17 protein-coding genes are annotated in these 15431 nt (G+C 72.2%); 8 read left to right on the top strand and 9 right to left on the bottom strand.

From position 1 onward, the window contains the following. Positions 1-2: 2 nt before the first annotated feature. The gene (locus tag AB0F88_RS30585) at positions 3-563 is read left to right on the top strand and encodes a GNAT family N-acetyltransferase (protein ID WP_362691729.1); all 561 of its coding nucleotides are present in this window, start codon (positions 3-5) and stop codon (positions 561-563) included. 44 nt (positions 564-607) lie between these two features. Here the strand turns inward: AB0F88_RS30585 and AB0F88_RS30590 are convergent, their stop codons facing one another. After that, on the bottom strand, positions 608-1579 hold the full coding sequence (locus AB0F88_RS30590) for a CU044_5270 family protein (RefSeq protein WP_362691732.1): 972 nt from the start codon (positions 1577-1579) through the stop codon (positions 608-610). Next, positions 1579-2202: an RNA polymerase sigma factor gene (locus tag AB0F88_RS30595; protein ID WP_362691735.1), complete on the bottom strand. Its 624-nt coding sequence runs from the start codon at positions 2200-2202 to the stop codon at positions 1579-1581. The genes AB0F88_RS30590 and AB0F88_RS30595 overlap by 1 nt, the downstream gene beginning before the upstream one ends. Before the next feature lie 397 nt (positions 2203-2599). On the opposite strand from AB0F88_RS30595, the gene AB0F88_RS30600 reads away from it, so the two are divergent. The 4 genes from AB0F88_RS30600 to crcB all read left to right on the top strand — a co-directional run bounded on the left by AB0F88_RS30600 (position 2600) and on the right by crcB (position 5800). Next, complete coding sequence (locus AB0F88_RS30600; RefSeq protein ID WP_362691738.1) at positions 2600-4168, top strand: acetyl-CoA acetyltransferase; 1569 nt, start codon at positions 2600-2602, stop codon at positions 4166-4168. Between the two features lie 326 nt (positions 4169-4494). Continuing rightward, positions 4495-5079, top strand: a complete 585-nt coding sequence (locus tag AB0F88_RS30605; RefSeq protein ID WP_362691741.1) for a CrcB family protein — start codon at positions 4495-4497, stop codon at positions 5077-5079. Then, positions 5076-5417 carry a DUF190 domain-containing protein gene (locus AB0F88_RS30610; RefSeq protein WP_362691744.1) on the top strand — a complete coding sequence of 114 codons (342 nt, stop codon included), beginning with the start codon at positions 5076-5078 and terminating at the stop codon, positions 5415-5417. The genes AB0F88_RS30605 and AB0F88_RS30610 overlap by 4 nt, the downstream gene beginning before the upstream one ends. Next, positions 5414-5800, top strand: coding sequence for a fluoride efflux transporter CrcB (gene crcB / locus AB0F88_RS30615; RefSeq protein WP_362691746.1), 387 nt, complete (start codon positions 5414-5416; stop codon positions 5798-5800). Before AB0F88_RS30610 ends, crcB begins: the two co-directional genes overlap by 4 nt. Before the next feature lie 44 nt (positions 5801-5844). Here crcB and AB0F88_RS30620 read toward each other — a convergent pair whose 3' ends face one another. The 3 genes from AB0F88_RS30620 to AB0F88_RS30630 all read right to left on the bottom strand — a co-directional run bounded on the left by AB0F88_RS30620 (position 5845) and on the right by AB0F88_RS30630 (position 7257). Next, a complete protein-coding gene (locus AB0F88_RS30620) occupies positions 5845-6054 on the bottom strand; it encodes a hypothetical protein (RefSeq protein WP_362691749.1) in 210 nt (69 codons plus the stop codon). Next, a complete protein-coding gene (locus AB0F88_RS30625; protein WP_362691752.1) occupies positions 6047-6424 on the bottom strand; it encodes a hypothetical protein in 378 nt (125 codons plus the stop codon). Before AB0F88_RS30625 ends, AB0F88_RS30620 begins: the two co-directional genes overlap by 8 nt. Positions 6425-6642: 218 nt before the next feature. Then, a complete protein-coding gene (locus AB0F88_RS30630) occupies positions 6643-7257 on the bottom strand; it encodes a TetR family transcriptional regulator (RefSeq protein ID WP_362691755.1) in 615 nt (204 codons plus the stop codon). A gap of 146 nt (positions 7258-7403) precedes the next feature. On the opposite strand from AB0F88_RS30630, the gene AB0F88_RS30635 reads away from it, so the two are divergent. Then, positions 7404-8930: an MDR family MFS transporter gene (locus AB0F88_RS30635; RefSeq protein WP_362691940.1), complete on the top strand. Its 1527-nt coding sequence runs from the start codon at positions 7404-7406 to the stop codon at positions 8928-8930. 56 nt (positions 8931-8986) lie between these two features. Here the strand turns inward: AB0F88_RS30635 and AB0F88_RS30640 are convergent, their stop codons facing one another. Next, the gene (locus tag AB0F88_RS30640; protein WP_362691758.1) at positions 8987-9910 is read right to left on the bottom strand and encodes an alpha/beta hydrolase; all 924 of its coding nucleotides are present in this window, start codon (positions 9908-9910) and stop codon (positions 8987-8989) included. A gap of 211 nt (positions 9911-10121) precedes the next feature. Then, positions 10122-10853, bottom strand: a complete 732-nt coding sequence (locus tag AB0F88_RS30645; protein ID WP_362691761.1) for a TetR/AcrR family transcriptional regulator — start codon at positions 10851-10853, stop codon at positions 10122-10124. 222 nt (positions 10854-11075) lie between these two features. On the opposite strand from AB0F88_RS30645, the gene AB0F88_RS30650 reads away from it, so the two are divergent. Further along, on the top strand, positions 11076-11828 hold the full coding sequence (locus tag AB0F88_RS30650; RefSeq protein ID WP_362691764.1) for a siderophore-interacting protein: 753 nt from the start codon (positions 11076-11078) through the stop codon (positions 11826-11828). An 87-nt stretch (positions 11829-11915) separates the two neighbouring features. Here AB0F88_RS30650 and AB0F88_RS30655 read toward each other — a convergent pair whose 3' ends face one another. Beyond that, positions 11916-13604 carry an FAD-dependent oxidoreductase gene (locus AB0F88_RS30655; RefSeq protein WP_362691767.1) on the bottom strand — a complete coding sequence of 563 codons (1689 nt, stop codon included), beginning with the start codon at positions 13602-13604 and terminating at the stop codon, positions 11916-11918. 83 nt (positions 13605-13687) lie between these two features. Here AB0F88_RS30655 and AB0F88_RS30660 point away from each other — a divergent pair, with 83 nt between their 5' ends. Beyond that, positions 13688-14278 (top strand): helix-turn-helix transcriptional regulator, encoded by a 591-nt coding sequence (locus tag AB0F88_RS30660; RefSeq protein WP_362691770.1) that lies wholly within the window; start codon positions 13688-13690, stop codon positions 14276-14278. A gap of 49 nt (positions 14279-14327) precedes the next feature. Here the strand turns inward: AB0F88_RS30660 and AB0F88_RS30665 are convergent, their stop codons facing one another. Continuing rightward, positions 14328-15155 (bottom strand): nitroreductase/quinone reductase family protein, encoded by an 828-nt coding sequence (locus AB0F88_RS30665; protein ID WP_362691773.1) that lies wholly within the window; start codon positions 15153-15155, stop codon positions 14328-14330. Positions 15156-15431 lie beyond the last annotated feature (276 nt).

The raw sequence follows: 15431 nt of genomic DNA on the forward strand, positions 1-15431 counted from the left end.
TCGTGGGAACAGCCGACATACGCCAGGCCACCGGCGGGGACCTTCCCGCCATGGTCAGGTCGCTCGGCCAGGAGGAGTACTTCAGCGACCGGCTGATCCTGCAGGACAGCGGCCACGGGCTGCTCCTCGTCGCCTGGCAGGACGACGTGACAGGCGACGCGGCGGGTGGCGTGGCGGGTGGCGTGGCGGTGGGGGACGTCTATGTCTGGCTGGCGGCCGCCGAGGAACCGGAACTGCGGGCCCACCTGCCGGACGTCGCGTTGATCACGCACCTGGAGGTCGTCGCCGGACGGCGCAACGAGGGGATCGGCACCGAACTCCTGAGGGCCGCCGAACACCGGCTCTGGGATCTGGGCCGCAAGCAGGTCGCCCTCGGCGTCGGCCTGGACAACCGCGACGCCCAGCGGCTGTACGCCCGCCTGGGTTACACCGAGTGGCCCCACGGCCAGGTGGCCACGACGGAGGTCGTCTACCACCCCGGCGGTGAGCGCGAACTCCGCCCGGAAACCTGCCGGATCATGGTCAGGCGACTCGGCCCGGAGTACGGGAGTCCCTGGCGGTGAGCGTCGTGGTCCTTCGGCGAACCCGCCGCCGATCCCCCGGCGGCTCAGGGGCGCTGACCGGGCCTGTCGACGACGGCTCTGTCGACGAGGGCGGTCAGCGTAAGCGGGGTGCCCGCCTTGACGTGCATGGTCCCCAGGTTCTTCTCGGGAGCCGCGCGGTCGAAGACGCCGCCGAAGGTGCGGTCCTGGACGCTGACGCCGTAGGTGCCCAGGAAGTCGTAGTCGTCCGGGTTGAGGATGAGGTCGTACCGCGCCCATTCCCCGGTGTAGGAGAAGGCCACGCCGCGCCGCCCGTCCGCGTCGGCCGCGTCCTGCCTGACCGAGACACCGTCGATCATGGGAAGCGCGCGGAACAGCGCGGCCCGTACCGGAGGGGAGAGGGACTGTTCCGTCATCAACTGGTAGATCCCCTGGAAGAGCCGCTGTTCTCGCGTTTCCGGCACCTTCCACCCGACGTTCTCGGGGATGGCCTTGTCGATGCGGGCGAGCAGCGTCTCGGGCGTGACCGGTGGCAGTGCCAGGCTGATCTCGCCCAGCCCCAAGAAGGTGTGGTGCGTGATGATCTGGCCGTCGTCCCCGTACCAGGCCACCCTTCCGCCGTCCAGGCTCGTCCACCGCTCCGAGGTGATCCGCCTGCCGGTGTCGACGCCCATTTCCTCGTCGCGCGGCGGGGCCTCGATCTGCTTCACGTACAGCCACTGGTCGGCACGGATCTCCGGGGCCGGTTCCGTCTCGGCGGCCCGCGCGGCCCGCTCGCCGAGGTCTCGCACGCTGGCGATGGGGTTCATGTCCGTGGCCCGCAGCACGGGAAGGCCGACGGTGATCGCCGCCGCGAGAGCCGCCGTGAGAGCCACCGCCGTCCCCGTCCGCCAGGCCAGGCGGCGGACGCGTCGCCGGGGTGCCGGAACCGGCCGGTGCAGCGCGTTCAGCAGCCGGGCCCTGGCCCCCTCCTCCGCCGCCGGTGTGATCGCCGGGGTCGAGCCGCGCATCCGCCGGAGCGAGTCCAGATCGTCCATCATCGTTCCTCCCCTGTCGGTGTCGGATCCGTCGTGGGTGCCGGAGCGCCGTCGAGCGCGGCTCTGGTCTTCTTACGTGCGCGGTGCAGGCGGGACCGTACGGTTCCCAGGGGTATGCCGAGCGCCTGGGCCACCTCCTCGTAGCCGAAGTCCCCCCAGGCGACCAGCAGCAGCACGTCGCGGTCGCCGCGCGAGAGTCTCGCCAGCGCCCCCGCGAGCCGGCGAGTCTCGTGCTGGGCGGCGACCCGGCTGATCACGGTGTCGGCCATCGGTTCCGGCAGGGGGTCCACGCCGGTACGGCTCAGCGCCCGGAGAAAACGTTCCTCGTCGCGCCGGTGCCTGGCGACGAGCGTGGTGGCGATGCCGTACAGCCAGGGGCGCGCGAGCCGTTGCGCGGTGTCGTAGGTGTCCCGGCGGCGGAACGCGGCGAGGAACGTCTCGGCCACGATGTCGTCGGCCGGCTGGGTGCCGAGCCGCCGGGCGACGTAGCGGTGGATCTGATGGGCGTAGCGGTCGAACAGCGCGGCGAACTGCTCGGGGTCGTCCCACGACAGGCGGATCAGTTCGGCGTCGTCATGTTCGGCCGAATCGAGGGCGTCGTGCTCCCGATCGCTCAAGGTCACGCCGGTCCCCGCGGGAGTCTCATCGTGTGCTTCCTCCGGGAGAGAGTCGGACATTCACCTGACTGTCTCCCGAAGGGGCGTATCGAGTTCTCGGACCGCTCGGCCACGGTGGGAGTTGCGGTGCGCGTCCGGCCATGGTGGCGGTTGCGGTGCGCGTCCCGCCATGGCGGGGGTTCCGGTGCGCGTCCCGCCACGGCGGGGGTTGCGGTGCTCGTCCGGCCACCGTGGCGGTTCGGCGCTTGCCCGGCCGCGGAAGACGGGGATACGCTCCATCCCGTTCAAGAACAATATTCGGCCACGAATCGCACCTGTTCGCATCATCTTTCGCGGATGACCAGGACGATCATCCGCCCGGGGCGGCGACGGACCCCGTCCCCGACTCCGCTGGAGCGTGAAGATGACCTTCGAGGGCCTCGATCCCCGCACGCCGGTGCTCGTGGGCGTCGGGCAGTCGTCCGAGCGGATCGGCGAGCCCGGCTACCGGCGGCTGTCGCCCGTGGAGCTCGCGGCGGCCGCGGTCCGCGAGGCCTTCGCCGACACCGGGGCGGACCCCGCACGGGTCGCCGCCGCCGTCGACACCGTGGCGGGGGTGCGCCAGTTCGAGATCTCCGCGCCCGGCGTCCCCGCACCCTTGGGCAGGTCCACCAACTACCCCCGCTCCGTCGCCGGCCGGGTGGGGGCGGACCCCGGCCGGGCGATCCTGGAGGTGGCGGGCGGGCAGGCGCCCCAGCACCTGGTCAACGAGCTCGCCGCGACGATCGCGGCGGGATCCTCGCGGGTGGCCCTCGTCGTCGGGTCCGAGGCCATCTCGACGGTGCGGCACCTGGCCGGAGCCGAGGACAGGCCCGATTTCAGGGAGACGGTCGAAGGTGACCTGGAGGACCGGGGCCACGGACTCGAGGGCATGGTCTCCCCGTTCCTGGCCGCGCACGGGCTGGCGGGCGCGCCGAGCCAGTACGCGCTGCTCGACAACGCGCGCCGGGCCCGCCTCGGGCAGACGAGGCAGGAGTACGCGGCCGGGATGGGGGCGCTGTTCGCCCCCTTCACCAGGATCGCCGCCGCCAACCCGCACGCCGCCGCCCCCGTCGAGCGCGGCCCCGCGGAACTGGTCACCCCGACCGGGGGCAACCGGCTCATCGCCGAGCCCTACACCCGCTACCTCGTCGCGCGCGAGAAGGTCAACCAGGGGGCGGCCGTCCTGCTGATGTCCGTGGCCGGCGCCCGGCGTCTCGGCGTCCCCGGGGAGAAGTGGGTCTTCCTGCACGGCCACGCCGACCTGCGCGAGCGCGACCTGCTGGACCGGGCCGACCTCAGCAGGGGGCCGGCCTCCGTCATGGCCGCCGGACACGCCCTGGACCTGGCCGGCATCGGGGTGGAGGACCTGCGCGCCATCGACCTGTACAGCTGCTTCCCGATCGCCGTCTCCAACATCTGCGACGGCCTCGGCCTGGCCGCCGACGACCCGCGCGGGCTGACGGTCACCGGCGGCCTGCCCTTCTTCGGCGGAGCGGGCAACAACTACTCGGCGCACGCGATAGCCGAGATCGTCCAGCGGCTCCGCGCCAGGCCCGGCTCGTACGGCATGGTGGGGGCCAACGGCGGGATGCTGAGCAAGTACTCGGTCGGCGTCTACTCGACCACCCCCGCTGGGTGGCGCCAGGACCGCAGCGCCGCGCTGCAGGCCGAGATCGACGCCTGGCCCGCCGTCCGGCAGGCCGTCCGGGCCGACGGGTGGGGCACGATCGAGACCTACACCGTCAGGCACCGGCGTGACGGCACCCGCTTCGGCATCGTGATCGGGCGGCTGGAGGCCGACGGCCGCCGCTTCCTGGCGACGACCGCCGACGGTGACGAGGAGACGCTCGCCCTGCTCGGCGACGGCGAGCCCATCGGCCGGCGCGTCCACGCCCGCTCCTTCGAGTTCGGCAACCGGGTGACCGCCGGCGACGCAGGGACGGGCGGCTGACAGCGGGCACGATCGCCGCCGCCGGGGGCACGGGACGAGCTCATGATCGGGAACAGGCTCCATCGAGGCGTGTTTCCCGGAACCGCGCCTCCGTCCCGTCGTCCCGTCGTCCCGTCTCCCGCGGCCGCGGGTTCCGGAGAGCGGCCGAGGTGGTCGTGGAGCGGCCGCGCTAGGCTGAGTGGCGAGGGTCCCGCCGATGCCGGGGTCCCCGCGGCGGTGGGGCCCGCCGCACCCGACCGCGGCACCCGCTGCCGCCAACGGTCCCTACCCGTGACAGGTCGTGCCCGCGCAGCCGTGCCGGGCACCCACCGCGTGTAGGGAGAGGCATGCGTACGAACCAGGCGAGGTTCACGGTGGCGACCGAGCCCATCGACCCCGACGTCGACCCCGAGGCGGATCCACCCGGTCCGGCCGGTCCGGCCGGTTCACCCGGTCCGGCCGGTGTACGCGGGCGCGGCGGGTCGCGTCGCTCCCGTCACGCTGTCCTGGCGGTGGTCGCCGCCGGAGGCGCGATCGGCACGGGGGCCCGCTACGGCGCCATCCTGCTGTGGCCGGCCGCGGACGGTTCCTTCCCGTGGACCACGCTGGCGGTGAACGCGGCCGGTTGCCTGCTCATCGGCGTTCTCCTGGTCGTGCTCACCGAGGCGTGGGCCGCGCCGACCTGGGTACGCCCGTTCCTGGCCACCGGCGTGCTGGGGGGTTTCACCACCTTCTCCACCTACTGCCTGGACATCGAGCGCCTGGTCTCCGCCGGCCGGCCCGGCCTGGCGTTCGGTTATCTGGTGGCGACGGTCCTGGCGGCGCTGGCCGCGGTGGTGGCCGGCACGTGGACCACCCGCCGGCTCCTGGCGAAAAGGGCGAGGACGACCGGGACGGCGAGAACGAGGAGCGCGAGGAGGAGAGCGCGATGATTCCAGCCGGACGGGCGCTGCGATTGACGATCTTCGTCGACGACACCGACACCTGGCACCACCGGCCCCTGTACACCGAGATCGTGCACCGTGCCCACGCCGCCGGGCTGGCCGGGGCGTCGGTCTTCCACGGCCTCGAGGGCTTCGGCACCACCTCGATCGTGCACACCACCCGGCTGCTGTCGATGGCCGACGAACTGCCGGTGGCCGTCACGATCGTCGACACCGAGGAGCGGATCCGCGCCTTCCTGCCGCAGCTGGACGACCTCCTCACCGAGGGGCTGGCCATCCTGGACGAGGTCGAGGTCGTTCGCCACCGGGGCGGGCGGCCGGCGTGAGCGGGCCGCAGAACTGGCTTCCGGTGCTGCTCGGCGGTGCCGTCGGGGCACCACTGCGCTATCTGACCGACCGGGCCGTGCAGGCTCGCCACGACACGGTCTTCCCCTGGGGGACCTTCACCGTCAACGTGGCCGGCTCGCTGATCCTGGGCGTCCTGACCGGGGCGGCACTGTCCGGCGCTGTGGGCGCCGACGTGCGGCTGCTGCTCGGCACCGGGTTCTGCGGGGCGCTGACCACGTACTCGACGTTCTCCTACGAGACGCTGCGGCTGGCCGAGACCGGCGCGATCCTCTTCGCGGTGACCAACGTCGTCGCCTCGATCGTCACCGGCCTGGGGGCGGTGTTCCTCGGTCTCGCCCTCGCTCAGACGATCTTCGCGTGACCTCCTTCCGGGGAGGTCCGGAAACGGAGGTCAGGAAACGGAGGTCAGGAAGGCGCCCGGTCCCGGAAGGCGGGGGAGGAGGGGGAGGACCGGTGCGATGTCACCCCGGTCACCCCGGTCACCTCGGTCACCTCGGTCACCTCGGTCACCTCGGTCACCTCGGTCACCTCGGTCACCCCGGGCTCGCGGTGCCTGGGCTCGCGGTGCCCGGGCTCGCGGTGCCCGGGCTCGCGCGGGCGGACGCCGTCACCCACCGCCTCGAAGGTCCGTCCTGCGACCGTCGCGCAGCACCTTGACGCCGCGCGGCACCTCCACCCTGAACCGGGCGTCGCAGAGCGCGAGCCCGGTGCAGCCCGCCTCCAGATCGAGGACGCCGCCCCTGAGATCCCACCGGAGCGTTTTCGAGCTGCCCGCCTTGGTGTCGAACCAGCGGGTGACCTTGACGTCCTCGCGGTCGGTGGCGACCAGGTCCGTCGGGATCTCGTGCGACTTCACGTTCAGCGTCCTGCCGCTGAAGGCGAAGGTCTTCTCCTCGGGGGTCGCGTTCTTGGCGTTCACCGAACAGGCGGTCAGGCCGCCGATCAGCGTGGTGATCGCACAGCACACCAGAACGCGCGTCGTCACGGGCGATTTCAACGGATCCTCCAGGGATGGGCCGAGGGCGTGAGCGCGCCGTCCGGCGCGCTTCCCGAGGATTTCCCGGCGGCGGAATCCGGTGCATCGGCTGTTCGGCCGATATCAGCCCCGACCGGGCAGCCGAATTGCCACGATCGGCCGCACCGGCCGCACCGGCCGCACCGGTCGTGCCTGCCTGCATTGGTCGTGCCGGTCGTGCCGCCGCGTCAGGCGTCCTGTCGCGCGGGCCTTTCTTCGCTGTCGAAGGGCCGGGCCATCTCGCCGAGAACGTCGTCCATGATCTCGCTCAGCGGGCGTGACTCGTGTTCGTCGGTCCACATGTGCGTGGCGATGCGCAGCGCGACCAGGAAGGCCGCGGCCATCACCTGGGGACGCGGGCCGGAGCCGCCGTCGCGTTCGGCGATGACCTGGGCGAGCTCGCGTTCGAGGTTGGTGTGGTTGGCCAGCTGCCTGGCCAGGAGCGTGGGGTGCCTCTTGGCGAGCCTGGCGCGGATCGCCCACTGCCTGTCCGGCCCGCCCAGCTCGCAGTAGAAGTCGTGGACGGACGCGTGCAGCGCCCGCCAGGCCGGCTCCCCGGCGGGACGGGTGCGGATCCGCTCGACCAGGAGGCGGATGCGCTGCTCGTCGCCGTAGAGGACGGCGTCCTCCTTGCTGGCGAAGTAGTTGGAGAAGGTCCGCCGCGAGATGTTGGCGGCGTCGGCGATGGCCTCGACGGTGACGTGTTCCAGGCCGTGCTCGGCGGTCAGCCGTAGGGCGGCCTCGTGGACCGCCAGCCGCGTCTCGGCCTTCTTGCGCTCGCGCAACCCCGCTGTGATCTCCATGACAGGAACAGCCTACTGCTCGGATAACCATGCCCAGTGCGCAAAGTTTCTCAGTGGGCATGTATCTTGTCACGGTCTGTCCTGATTATCTGTATCGGAGGTCGTGCGTGAGCACGCAAGCGGTCGCGCCATCCGGCGCGGAACCGATGACCCATCGCGAGATCCTCGAGGCACTGAGCGGTCTGCTTCTCGCCCTGTTCGTGGCGATGATCAGTGCCACGATCGTGTCGGTGGCGCTGCCGCAGATCATCGGCGCGCTCGACGGCACCCAGTCCCAGTACACGTGGGTGGTCACCGCGTCGCTGCTCGCCGCGACCGCGTCCACCCCGGTCTGGGGCAAGCTCGCCGACCTGTTCAGCAAGAAACTGCTCATCCAGATCTCCATTGTCATCTTCATGGTGAGCTCGCTGGCCTGCGGATTCGCGCAGAACACCGGCCAGCTCATCGCCTTCCGCGCCGTTCAGGGCCTCGGCATGGGCGCCCTGCAGGTCCTGGTCCAGGTCATCATCGCCGCGATGATCACCCCCAAGGAACGGGGACGCTACAACGGCTACCTCGGCGCCGTGATGGCCGTGGCCACCGTGGCGGGCCCGCTCCTCGGCGGCCTGATCGCCGACACCTCGTGGCTGGGCTGGCGCTGGTGCTTCTTCGTCGCGGTGCCGTTCACGGTCGTCGCCTTCGTCCTGCTGCACAAGACGCTCCACGTGGTCACGGTCCGGCGGCCGGACGCCAAGGTCGACTACGCGGGCGCCACGCTGATCGCCGCGGGCGTGAGCGTCCTGCTCATCTGGATCACCTTCGTCGGCAACTCCTTCGACTGGATCTCCTGGCAGACCGGGGCCATGGTCGGTGGCGGGATCGTCGTCCTGGCCGTCGCCGTGCTGGTGGAGTCGCGGGTCAAGGAGCCGGTCGTGCCGCTGCACATCGTCCGCAGGCGTGACCCCGCCCTGGCCATCCTGGCCAGCCTCGCGGTCGGCATGGCGATGTTCGGCGGATCGGTCTTCCTGGGCCAGTACTTCCAGATCGGCCGCGGGTACGGCCCCACCGAGGCCGGCCTGCTGACCATCCCGCTGATGCTCGGCGTGCTGCTGTCCTCGACGGTCTCCGGCGCGCTCGTGTCCAGGAGCGGCAAGGTCAAGCCGTACATCGTGGCGGGTGCCGTCGTGCTCACCGTCGGATTCCTCGGCCTGTCCGTGATCGACCACGAGACCTCGCTGGTGCTCGTGTCGGCCGCGATGCTGCTGGTCGGCATCGGCGTCGGCATGTCCATGCAGAACCTGGTGCTGGTCATCCAGAACGTCGTCCCGCTGCGGGAACTGGGCGCCGCCAGCGGTGCCATCACCTTCTTCCGCTCGCTGGGCGGCACGATCGGGGTCTCGGTCCTGGGCGCGATCCTGGCCAACCGGGTGGCCACCGGCATCGCCGAGGGCTTCGCGAAGGCGGGCATCCGGCCGTCCGGCTCGGGGGGCAGCACCCTCAACCTCCAGGCACTGCCCGAAGCCGCGAGGACCGTCGTGCGGGTGGCGTACGGCGACGCCACCGGACACATCTTCCTGGTCTCCGCGGGGATCGCCGCGGTGGGCGTCGTCGCCGCGCTCTTCCTCAAGCCGACCGGGCTCCGTGACAGCCTGGACCTGCCGGACACGCGGGGAAGCGACGCCCTGGTCGACTGACCCGGGATCCGCCGGCCCGGGCACGGGACGGCGCCGCGATCGTCGCGCGGGCCTTCTCAGGTGGTCGAGAGCACCTGGTGGAGCCTGGTGGCGAACGCCTCGGGCTCGGAGCCGAAGCCCCCGTGGTCGCCGGGGAACGCCGTGGGCCGCGTGCCCAGCAGGTCGGCCACGGCGGCGGTGGCCCGGTACGGCGGCTCGCCCTGCGACTCCTCGCCCACCGCGGCCACGACGCGCACCGAGGACGCCCCGAGCGCCGCGCCGTCGGGGGTGTAGCGGGAGAACGGCGGCACCTCGTAGCCGATGAAGAACTCCGCGTTCCTCTCCAGCCGCGCCAGCATCTCCATCGTCTCCTGGTCCGGTGCCCCCTGCGGTGCCTGCGCGCCTCCCGGGACGCGTTCCGGCCCCTCGGCCGCCGGGTCACCCCCCGCCGGCGCGTCCTCCGTCCGCTCGCTCTCCGCCCGCTCGTCGTCGCTCGCCGCGAACGCGGCGGAGAGGGCCTGCATGGCGGCGCCGGCCCCCTCCTTGGCGAACGCCTCCTCCACGTCCCGGACGACGTCGCGCCAGCGGTCGCGGTCGGGCAGCAGCTCGAAGAGCGGCGGCTCGTGGGCGACCAGGACGCGCACCTGCTCGGGGTGGCGGGCGGCCAGCTCCAGCCCGATGATCGCACCGGAGCTGTTGCCGAAGACGTACGCAGGCTCGCCGGCGGTGACGCCCGCCTCCACCAGCACGCGGTGCGCGTCGTCGGCGTGCGTCTCGATGCTCTGCGGCTCCGGCGGCCCGTCCAGGGGGCTGCGCGAGTTGCCGCGCCGGTCGTAGGTCACCACCGTGTAGCGGTCGGCGAGCCGCCGGGCCAGTTCGGCGTATCCGGCGGCGTCGTAGACCCCGCCGCAGATCAGCAACAGGATCGGGCCCGAGCCGCGGATCTCGTGGTGAAGGGTCGCGCCGGGCACCTTCAGGGTGCTCGTCTTCGTGGGCCGCATGCTCGTGTCTCCTCGAAAATCGCCGGTCTCGGTTCGGCCGGTCACCGAGGGGTCGGAGTCGCGGCCGCGTTCTCGACATCCTCGCGCAGGATTTCCCGGGAGATCCCGCGTGCCCTCACAGGCCACGGTCCGGTACTCCGGCGGTAGGTCGTGATCGTCATGTCTGGTTCGCGGCTCATCGGCGGCGGCCGGTCCGCGGGGACCGGGCGGATCACCGGGCGGGTGCCGGGGGCTCGTACTCCAGGCCCAGCGTGGGGCAGATGTCCCGCAGGCACTCCTCGAAGACCGGTTCGAGGTCGGAGTAGACGAAGTCCAGCTGCTTCAGGACCTCCATGCACAGCAGCCCGTACAGCCGGATCCAGCAGGACAGGAAGACGTGCACGGCCTCGGGGGGCAGGCGCCCGCCGATCTCGGCCGCGTAGTCGCGCGCCTGCGCGCGCAGGGAGGGCGCCAGGTCCTCCGGCCGCGGCACCGGGAACGGCGCGGTCTCCCACAGGTCGACGACCTGTTCCAGGAAGACCTCCTCGAAGTCCCGCCCGGCCAGATACCGGGGTGAGCCGGGGCGCCGCTCCTGCGAGGCCGGGATCGGGCTGGCGAACACCCAGCCGAACTCCGCGGGATGGGTGATCGCCCAGTTCCGCATGGCCCGGCTCGTGGCGAGCAGCCGGCGGGCGGGAGACGACGAGGCGTGGGCGTCACGCGCGGCCTGCAACGTCGCCGTCAGTTCCCGGAAGAAGTCGGCGGTCACCGCTCCGACCAGCTCGTCGCGGCTGGAGTAGTAGTGGTAGAGGGCGGGGCCGCTCATCCCCATCTCGCGGGCGACGGCGTTGATCGTCACGGCCGCGGCCCCGTGTGTGATCAGCAACGTGCGCGCGGCCGAGTGGATCTCCGCCACGGTGGCCCGCCTGAGCCTGTCCCGTCGATCGGTGGTCCGCGCGGCCATCGTTCCCCCTCGTTCTTCCCGGTGACCCGGCGACGTTGACACTCTAGGCCATCTATGTTTCCTTAGAGCCTCTAAACAAAACTAGAGCATCAAGGGAGATGGTGATGGAGCGTCGACGGTGGATCATCCGCGCGTTGTCGATCCCGATCGCGGGGTGCGCGCGGTGGGGAATCGCCGGGTCCGCCCACGTGCGGCACGGCGGGCGCGGGGAGGGGTCCTGACATGAGCCGGCGAACGCGTAACCCGCTGGCGAGCGCCTTCGCCAAGTACGTCGCGGAGGCGACCGTCACCGAGGCCGAACCGGTCACCCCCACGCTGCGCCGCATCCGTCTCGTCGCCGACGGGCCGATCACCTTCCCCTACGCCCCCGGCCAGCACATCAGGATCCAGATCAACGACCCGCTGTCGGTGTACGGGATCCTGCGCCCGGCGGAGACGCTGCGCACCTATACGATCTGGGAGTTCGTTCCCGAGGAGCGGGCACTGGAGCTCCGCGTGCACCTGTACGAGGGCGAGGGCATCGGCCTGAAGTGGGCTCGCGAGGTACGTCCGGGCGAGCCGGTGACGTTCTGGTGGCCCCAGGGAGACTTCTTCGTCCGCGACGCCCCCTTCCACCTGTTCGTCGGAGAGGAGACCGCGAGCGCCGCCTTCGGGCCGATGATCAGGCAACTGGGGCCTTCGGCGCGGGTCCACGGTGTGCTGGAAAGCGAGTCCGCCGAGCACGACGTGTCGGTGCCCGGCCCCCACCGGCTGCGCCGCGTACACCGTGCCGGGGCGCCGGCCGCCGCCTCCCGGACGCTGCTCGCGGCGGTGGCCGGTCTCGACCTTCCCGGCGGCGCGGGGGCGGCCTACGTGGCGGGGGAGGCCAGGACCTGCCAGATGGTCCGCGACCACCTCGTGCGCGAGCGCAACTGGCCGCGTACCTCGATCAAGGTCAAGCCGTTCTGGACACCGGGCAAGCGCGGGCTGCACTGACGCGCCGCACCGGTGGAGTCCGCCGGCCCGCCGGAGGCCGCCCCGCCAGGTCGCCGTACGGAACCCGGGCCCGGCGGGCTCAGCCGTTCATCCGCTCGACCGCCGGACCTTGAGGACGTTGTCCCTGCGGGTGGTGGGCCGCCCGTCGGGGTCGTTCTGGATCCGGTCGTGTTCCTCGCAGAGCAGCACCTCCCACTCCCCTTCCGGGAGCTCCAGGCTTTCCAGGACCTCCTCCGGCGTGGGGAGGTGCACGTCGGGGTGGGGATTGTGCTCCCAGGCGGGGAACCCCGCGTGCCCGACGACGAGGAGCGTCCCGCCGGGCGCGACCGCCGAGGCGGCGGTCCGCAGGATCTTCTCTCGCGGCATGTCGCCGGGGGAGTGCAGGAAGTGGGCGGAGACGAGATCGAAGACGCCGTCGGGGAAGGAGGCTCCCAGGTCGTGCCGTTGCCAGTCGACGCGGCCGGCGACGTCCGCGGCCGCGGCGTGCCGGGCGGCGCGCTCCAGGGCGACGCCGGAGATGTCGGTGGCGGTGACGCGCCATCCCTGCCGCGCGAGCCAGATCGCGTCGGCTCCCTCGCCGCATCCCAGGTCCAGGGCGCTGCCCGGCTCCACGCCGGTGATCTCGCGGACCAGGACGACGTTGGGGTTCCCGCTCCAGATCTGGTCGCTCTCACCGTAGCGGAGGTCCCAGAACTCCTCCTCCGGGAGGGCGCCGTCCTTCGTGGAGGTACCGCCCCGCGCGTGTTCGTGCTCGTGCCGGCCGGAGCGGCGGGCGGCCACGGCCCGGCGGGTCTCCTCGGCGACCAGGTCGGCGTTGATCGCCGCGCCGGCGCGCACGCCCGCGGCGGCGGCGCCGATGACCTGCTCTGTCAGGGCGGCGACGTTTCCGGCCACCCACACCCCGGGCAGAGCCGTCGCCCCGGACGGGTCGGCGGCGATGTGGCTGCCGACCACGTGCCCGCCCATCTCCTGGTCGGTCGTCTCAAGACCCAGGCCGGTGAGGAGGCCGGAGCGGGCGGTGAGGCGCGGGGTCACCACGATGGCCTGGCGGGAGATCACCCGGCCGTCGGCCAGGCGTACGCCGGTGAGCCGGTCGTCCGCCGCCTCCAGCGCCGCCACCCGCCCCTCCACCACGGCGATGCCGCGGGCGGCCAGCTGCTCGTACTCCTCGGCGCCGAATCCGGGCGCGGTGTGCGGGAAGAGGGTGACGTCCTCGCTCCACTGCCGCCACAGCAGGGCCTGGTGGACCGCGAGCGGTCCGGTGGCCAGGACGCCGATCGCCTGGTCGCGCACCTCCCAGCCGTGGCAGTAGGGGCAGTGCAGGACGTCGAGCCCCCACCGTTCCGCGAGCCCGGCCACACGGGGCAGTTCGTCGACCAGGCCGGTGGTCACCAGCAGCCGGTCCGCCATGACCGAGGAACCGTCTTCGAGGACGACGCGGAAGTCCCCGGCCTCCAGCCGCTCGGCCGCCACGACGTCGCCCCGCACGACCTCACCGCCGTAGCCGGTCACCTCCGCGCGCCCCGTGGCCAGCAGCTCCGCAGGGGGCACGCCGTCGCGCGTCAGGTAGGAACGCACGTGGGCCGCCGGAGCGTTGCGCGGCCGGCCCGCGTCGATCACCAGCACCGAGCGCCGTGCCCGTGCCAGGGTCAGCGCCCCGCTCAACCCGGCGGCGCCACCGCCGACGACCACCACCTCGTAACGCCGTTCCCCGTCCGGGGAGGCCGAGGACGCCGAGGGGGTGGCGGCCACCGTCTGTTCCGTTCGTTCGGTCATGTGGGATACCTCCGTTCACCGCAAATGGTCCGCCCCCACCCCCGAATTTGACAAAATTCCTTGCCGGAACAGCAAATAGAGGCATGGCAGACGACACCTTCGCGAGTGTGCTGACCGCCGTGGGCCCACGGCTGCGGGCGCTGCGCCGCACCCGCGGCACCACCCTCGCCCAGCTGAGCGAGACGACCGGGATCTCGCTCAGCACCCTCTCTCGCCTGGAGGGCGGGCAGCGCAAACCGACCCTGGAACTCCTGCTGCCCCTGGCGAAGGCGTACGGCGTGCAGCTGGACGAGCTGGTCGGCGCGCCGGCGACCGGTGACCCCCGCGTGCACATGCGTCCCTTCACCCGGTACGGCATGACCTTCGTGCCGCTCGCCCGCCATCTCGGCGGCCTGCGCTCCTACAAGCAGATAATCCCCGGCAGGCCGGACGGGGACGCGCCGCTGGAACAGCGGACGCACGAGGGCTACGGGTGGCTCTACACCCTGTCCGGCCGGCTGCGGCTGCGCCTGGGCGAGCACGACCTCGTCCTCAGAGTCGGCGAGGTGGCCGAGTTCGACACCCGCACCCCGCACGGGTGGGCCGCCGCCGGTCCGGAGCCGGTCGAGCTCCTTGGCCTGTTCGGGCCGCAGGGCGAGCGAATCCGCGTGCGGGCCGGCATCGCCGGCAGGTGACCCGCGCACCGGTGGCGGTGGCCGTCACCGGTACGCGGGCGGCGGGGGCCTACGTGCCGAGGACCGGGAGCAGTTGCTCCTCCTCGTAGGTCAGATGCCTTTCGAGCTCGTCGGTGAGCCGCTCGACCTCGGCGAGCACGAGCGGGGGATCCGCGCCCTCGGCGGAGAGGACCTCCCGCAGCTCCTCGATGAGGACCGCGATCCTCTCGTGCTCCCGGCCCAGCCGCTCCAGGACCGGGGCGAGTTCGGGACGGTGCCCGGCGAGGAAGGGGAACATCGCGATGTCCTCGCCGGTGTGGTGGTTGTGCAGCCCCTGGCAGAGGGTGAGGCAGTTCACCCGCAGCTGGGCGCCCAGGCCGGCGCCCGACTCGGTGACCTCCTTGCGGATCAGGGCGAGCTCCCGCCGGAACACGTCGTGGACCAGCTTGAGGGTCTCGCCCGCCGACGACGCCTTCGGCGGCCCGCCGTCGACCCCCTGAAGGGCGACCACGGGGATGACGCGCGCCGTCCTGGCCTGGTAGTCGGCCCACCCGGGGTCGGCCTCGACCGCTCGGGCGAAGACGCGGTCGCGTTCGGCGCCCTCCAGGACGGCGGCTCGTGCCTCGTAGGTGAAGAGGCCGTCCTCGACCGTGACGAGAGGGTTGGCCACCAGGTTGTGGAACCAGGCGGGGTGGTTCGGCGCGCCACCGGCCGAGGCGATGACCAGGACCCGCCCGCCGCCGTCGGGAAGGTAGCCGAGCGGGGTCGTGTGCCGGGCGCCGGAGCGCGCCCCGACGGTGGTCAGCAGGAGCAGCCGGGCTCCCTCGAAGGGACCACCGACCTTCCCGCCGTTGGCGCGGAACTCCTCGATGATCTGCTGGTTGAATTCATTGGGCATTCTCTGTTTTCTTCTCCAGGATCGATGGTCCCGCGATTGTTCGCGGGCATGACGAAGGGCCGCCTGAGGGCAGAACGAAATCACCACGGGGCGACCGCGACCGTGGTGCGGGAAACGGGGAAAGGTACGCCGGACGACCGGCCGGGCCGGCGACCTACCGCCGGGGCCGGTTCGTGAAAGGCGCGAAACACGCGGTGACCGGCGACGACCGGCACCGCGAAGGCATGCGGGCGTCACGCGGGCGTGGAAGCCACGGGGAGGTGGAGACCACACGCG

Source organism: Streptosporangium sp. NPDC023963 (genome assembly GCF_040639135.1).
Taxonomy (GTDB): Bacteria; Actinomycetota; Actinomycetes; order Streptosporangiales; family Streptosporangiaceae; genus Streptosporangium.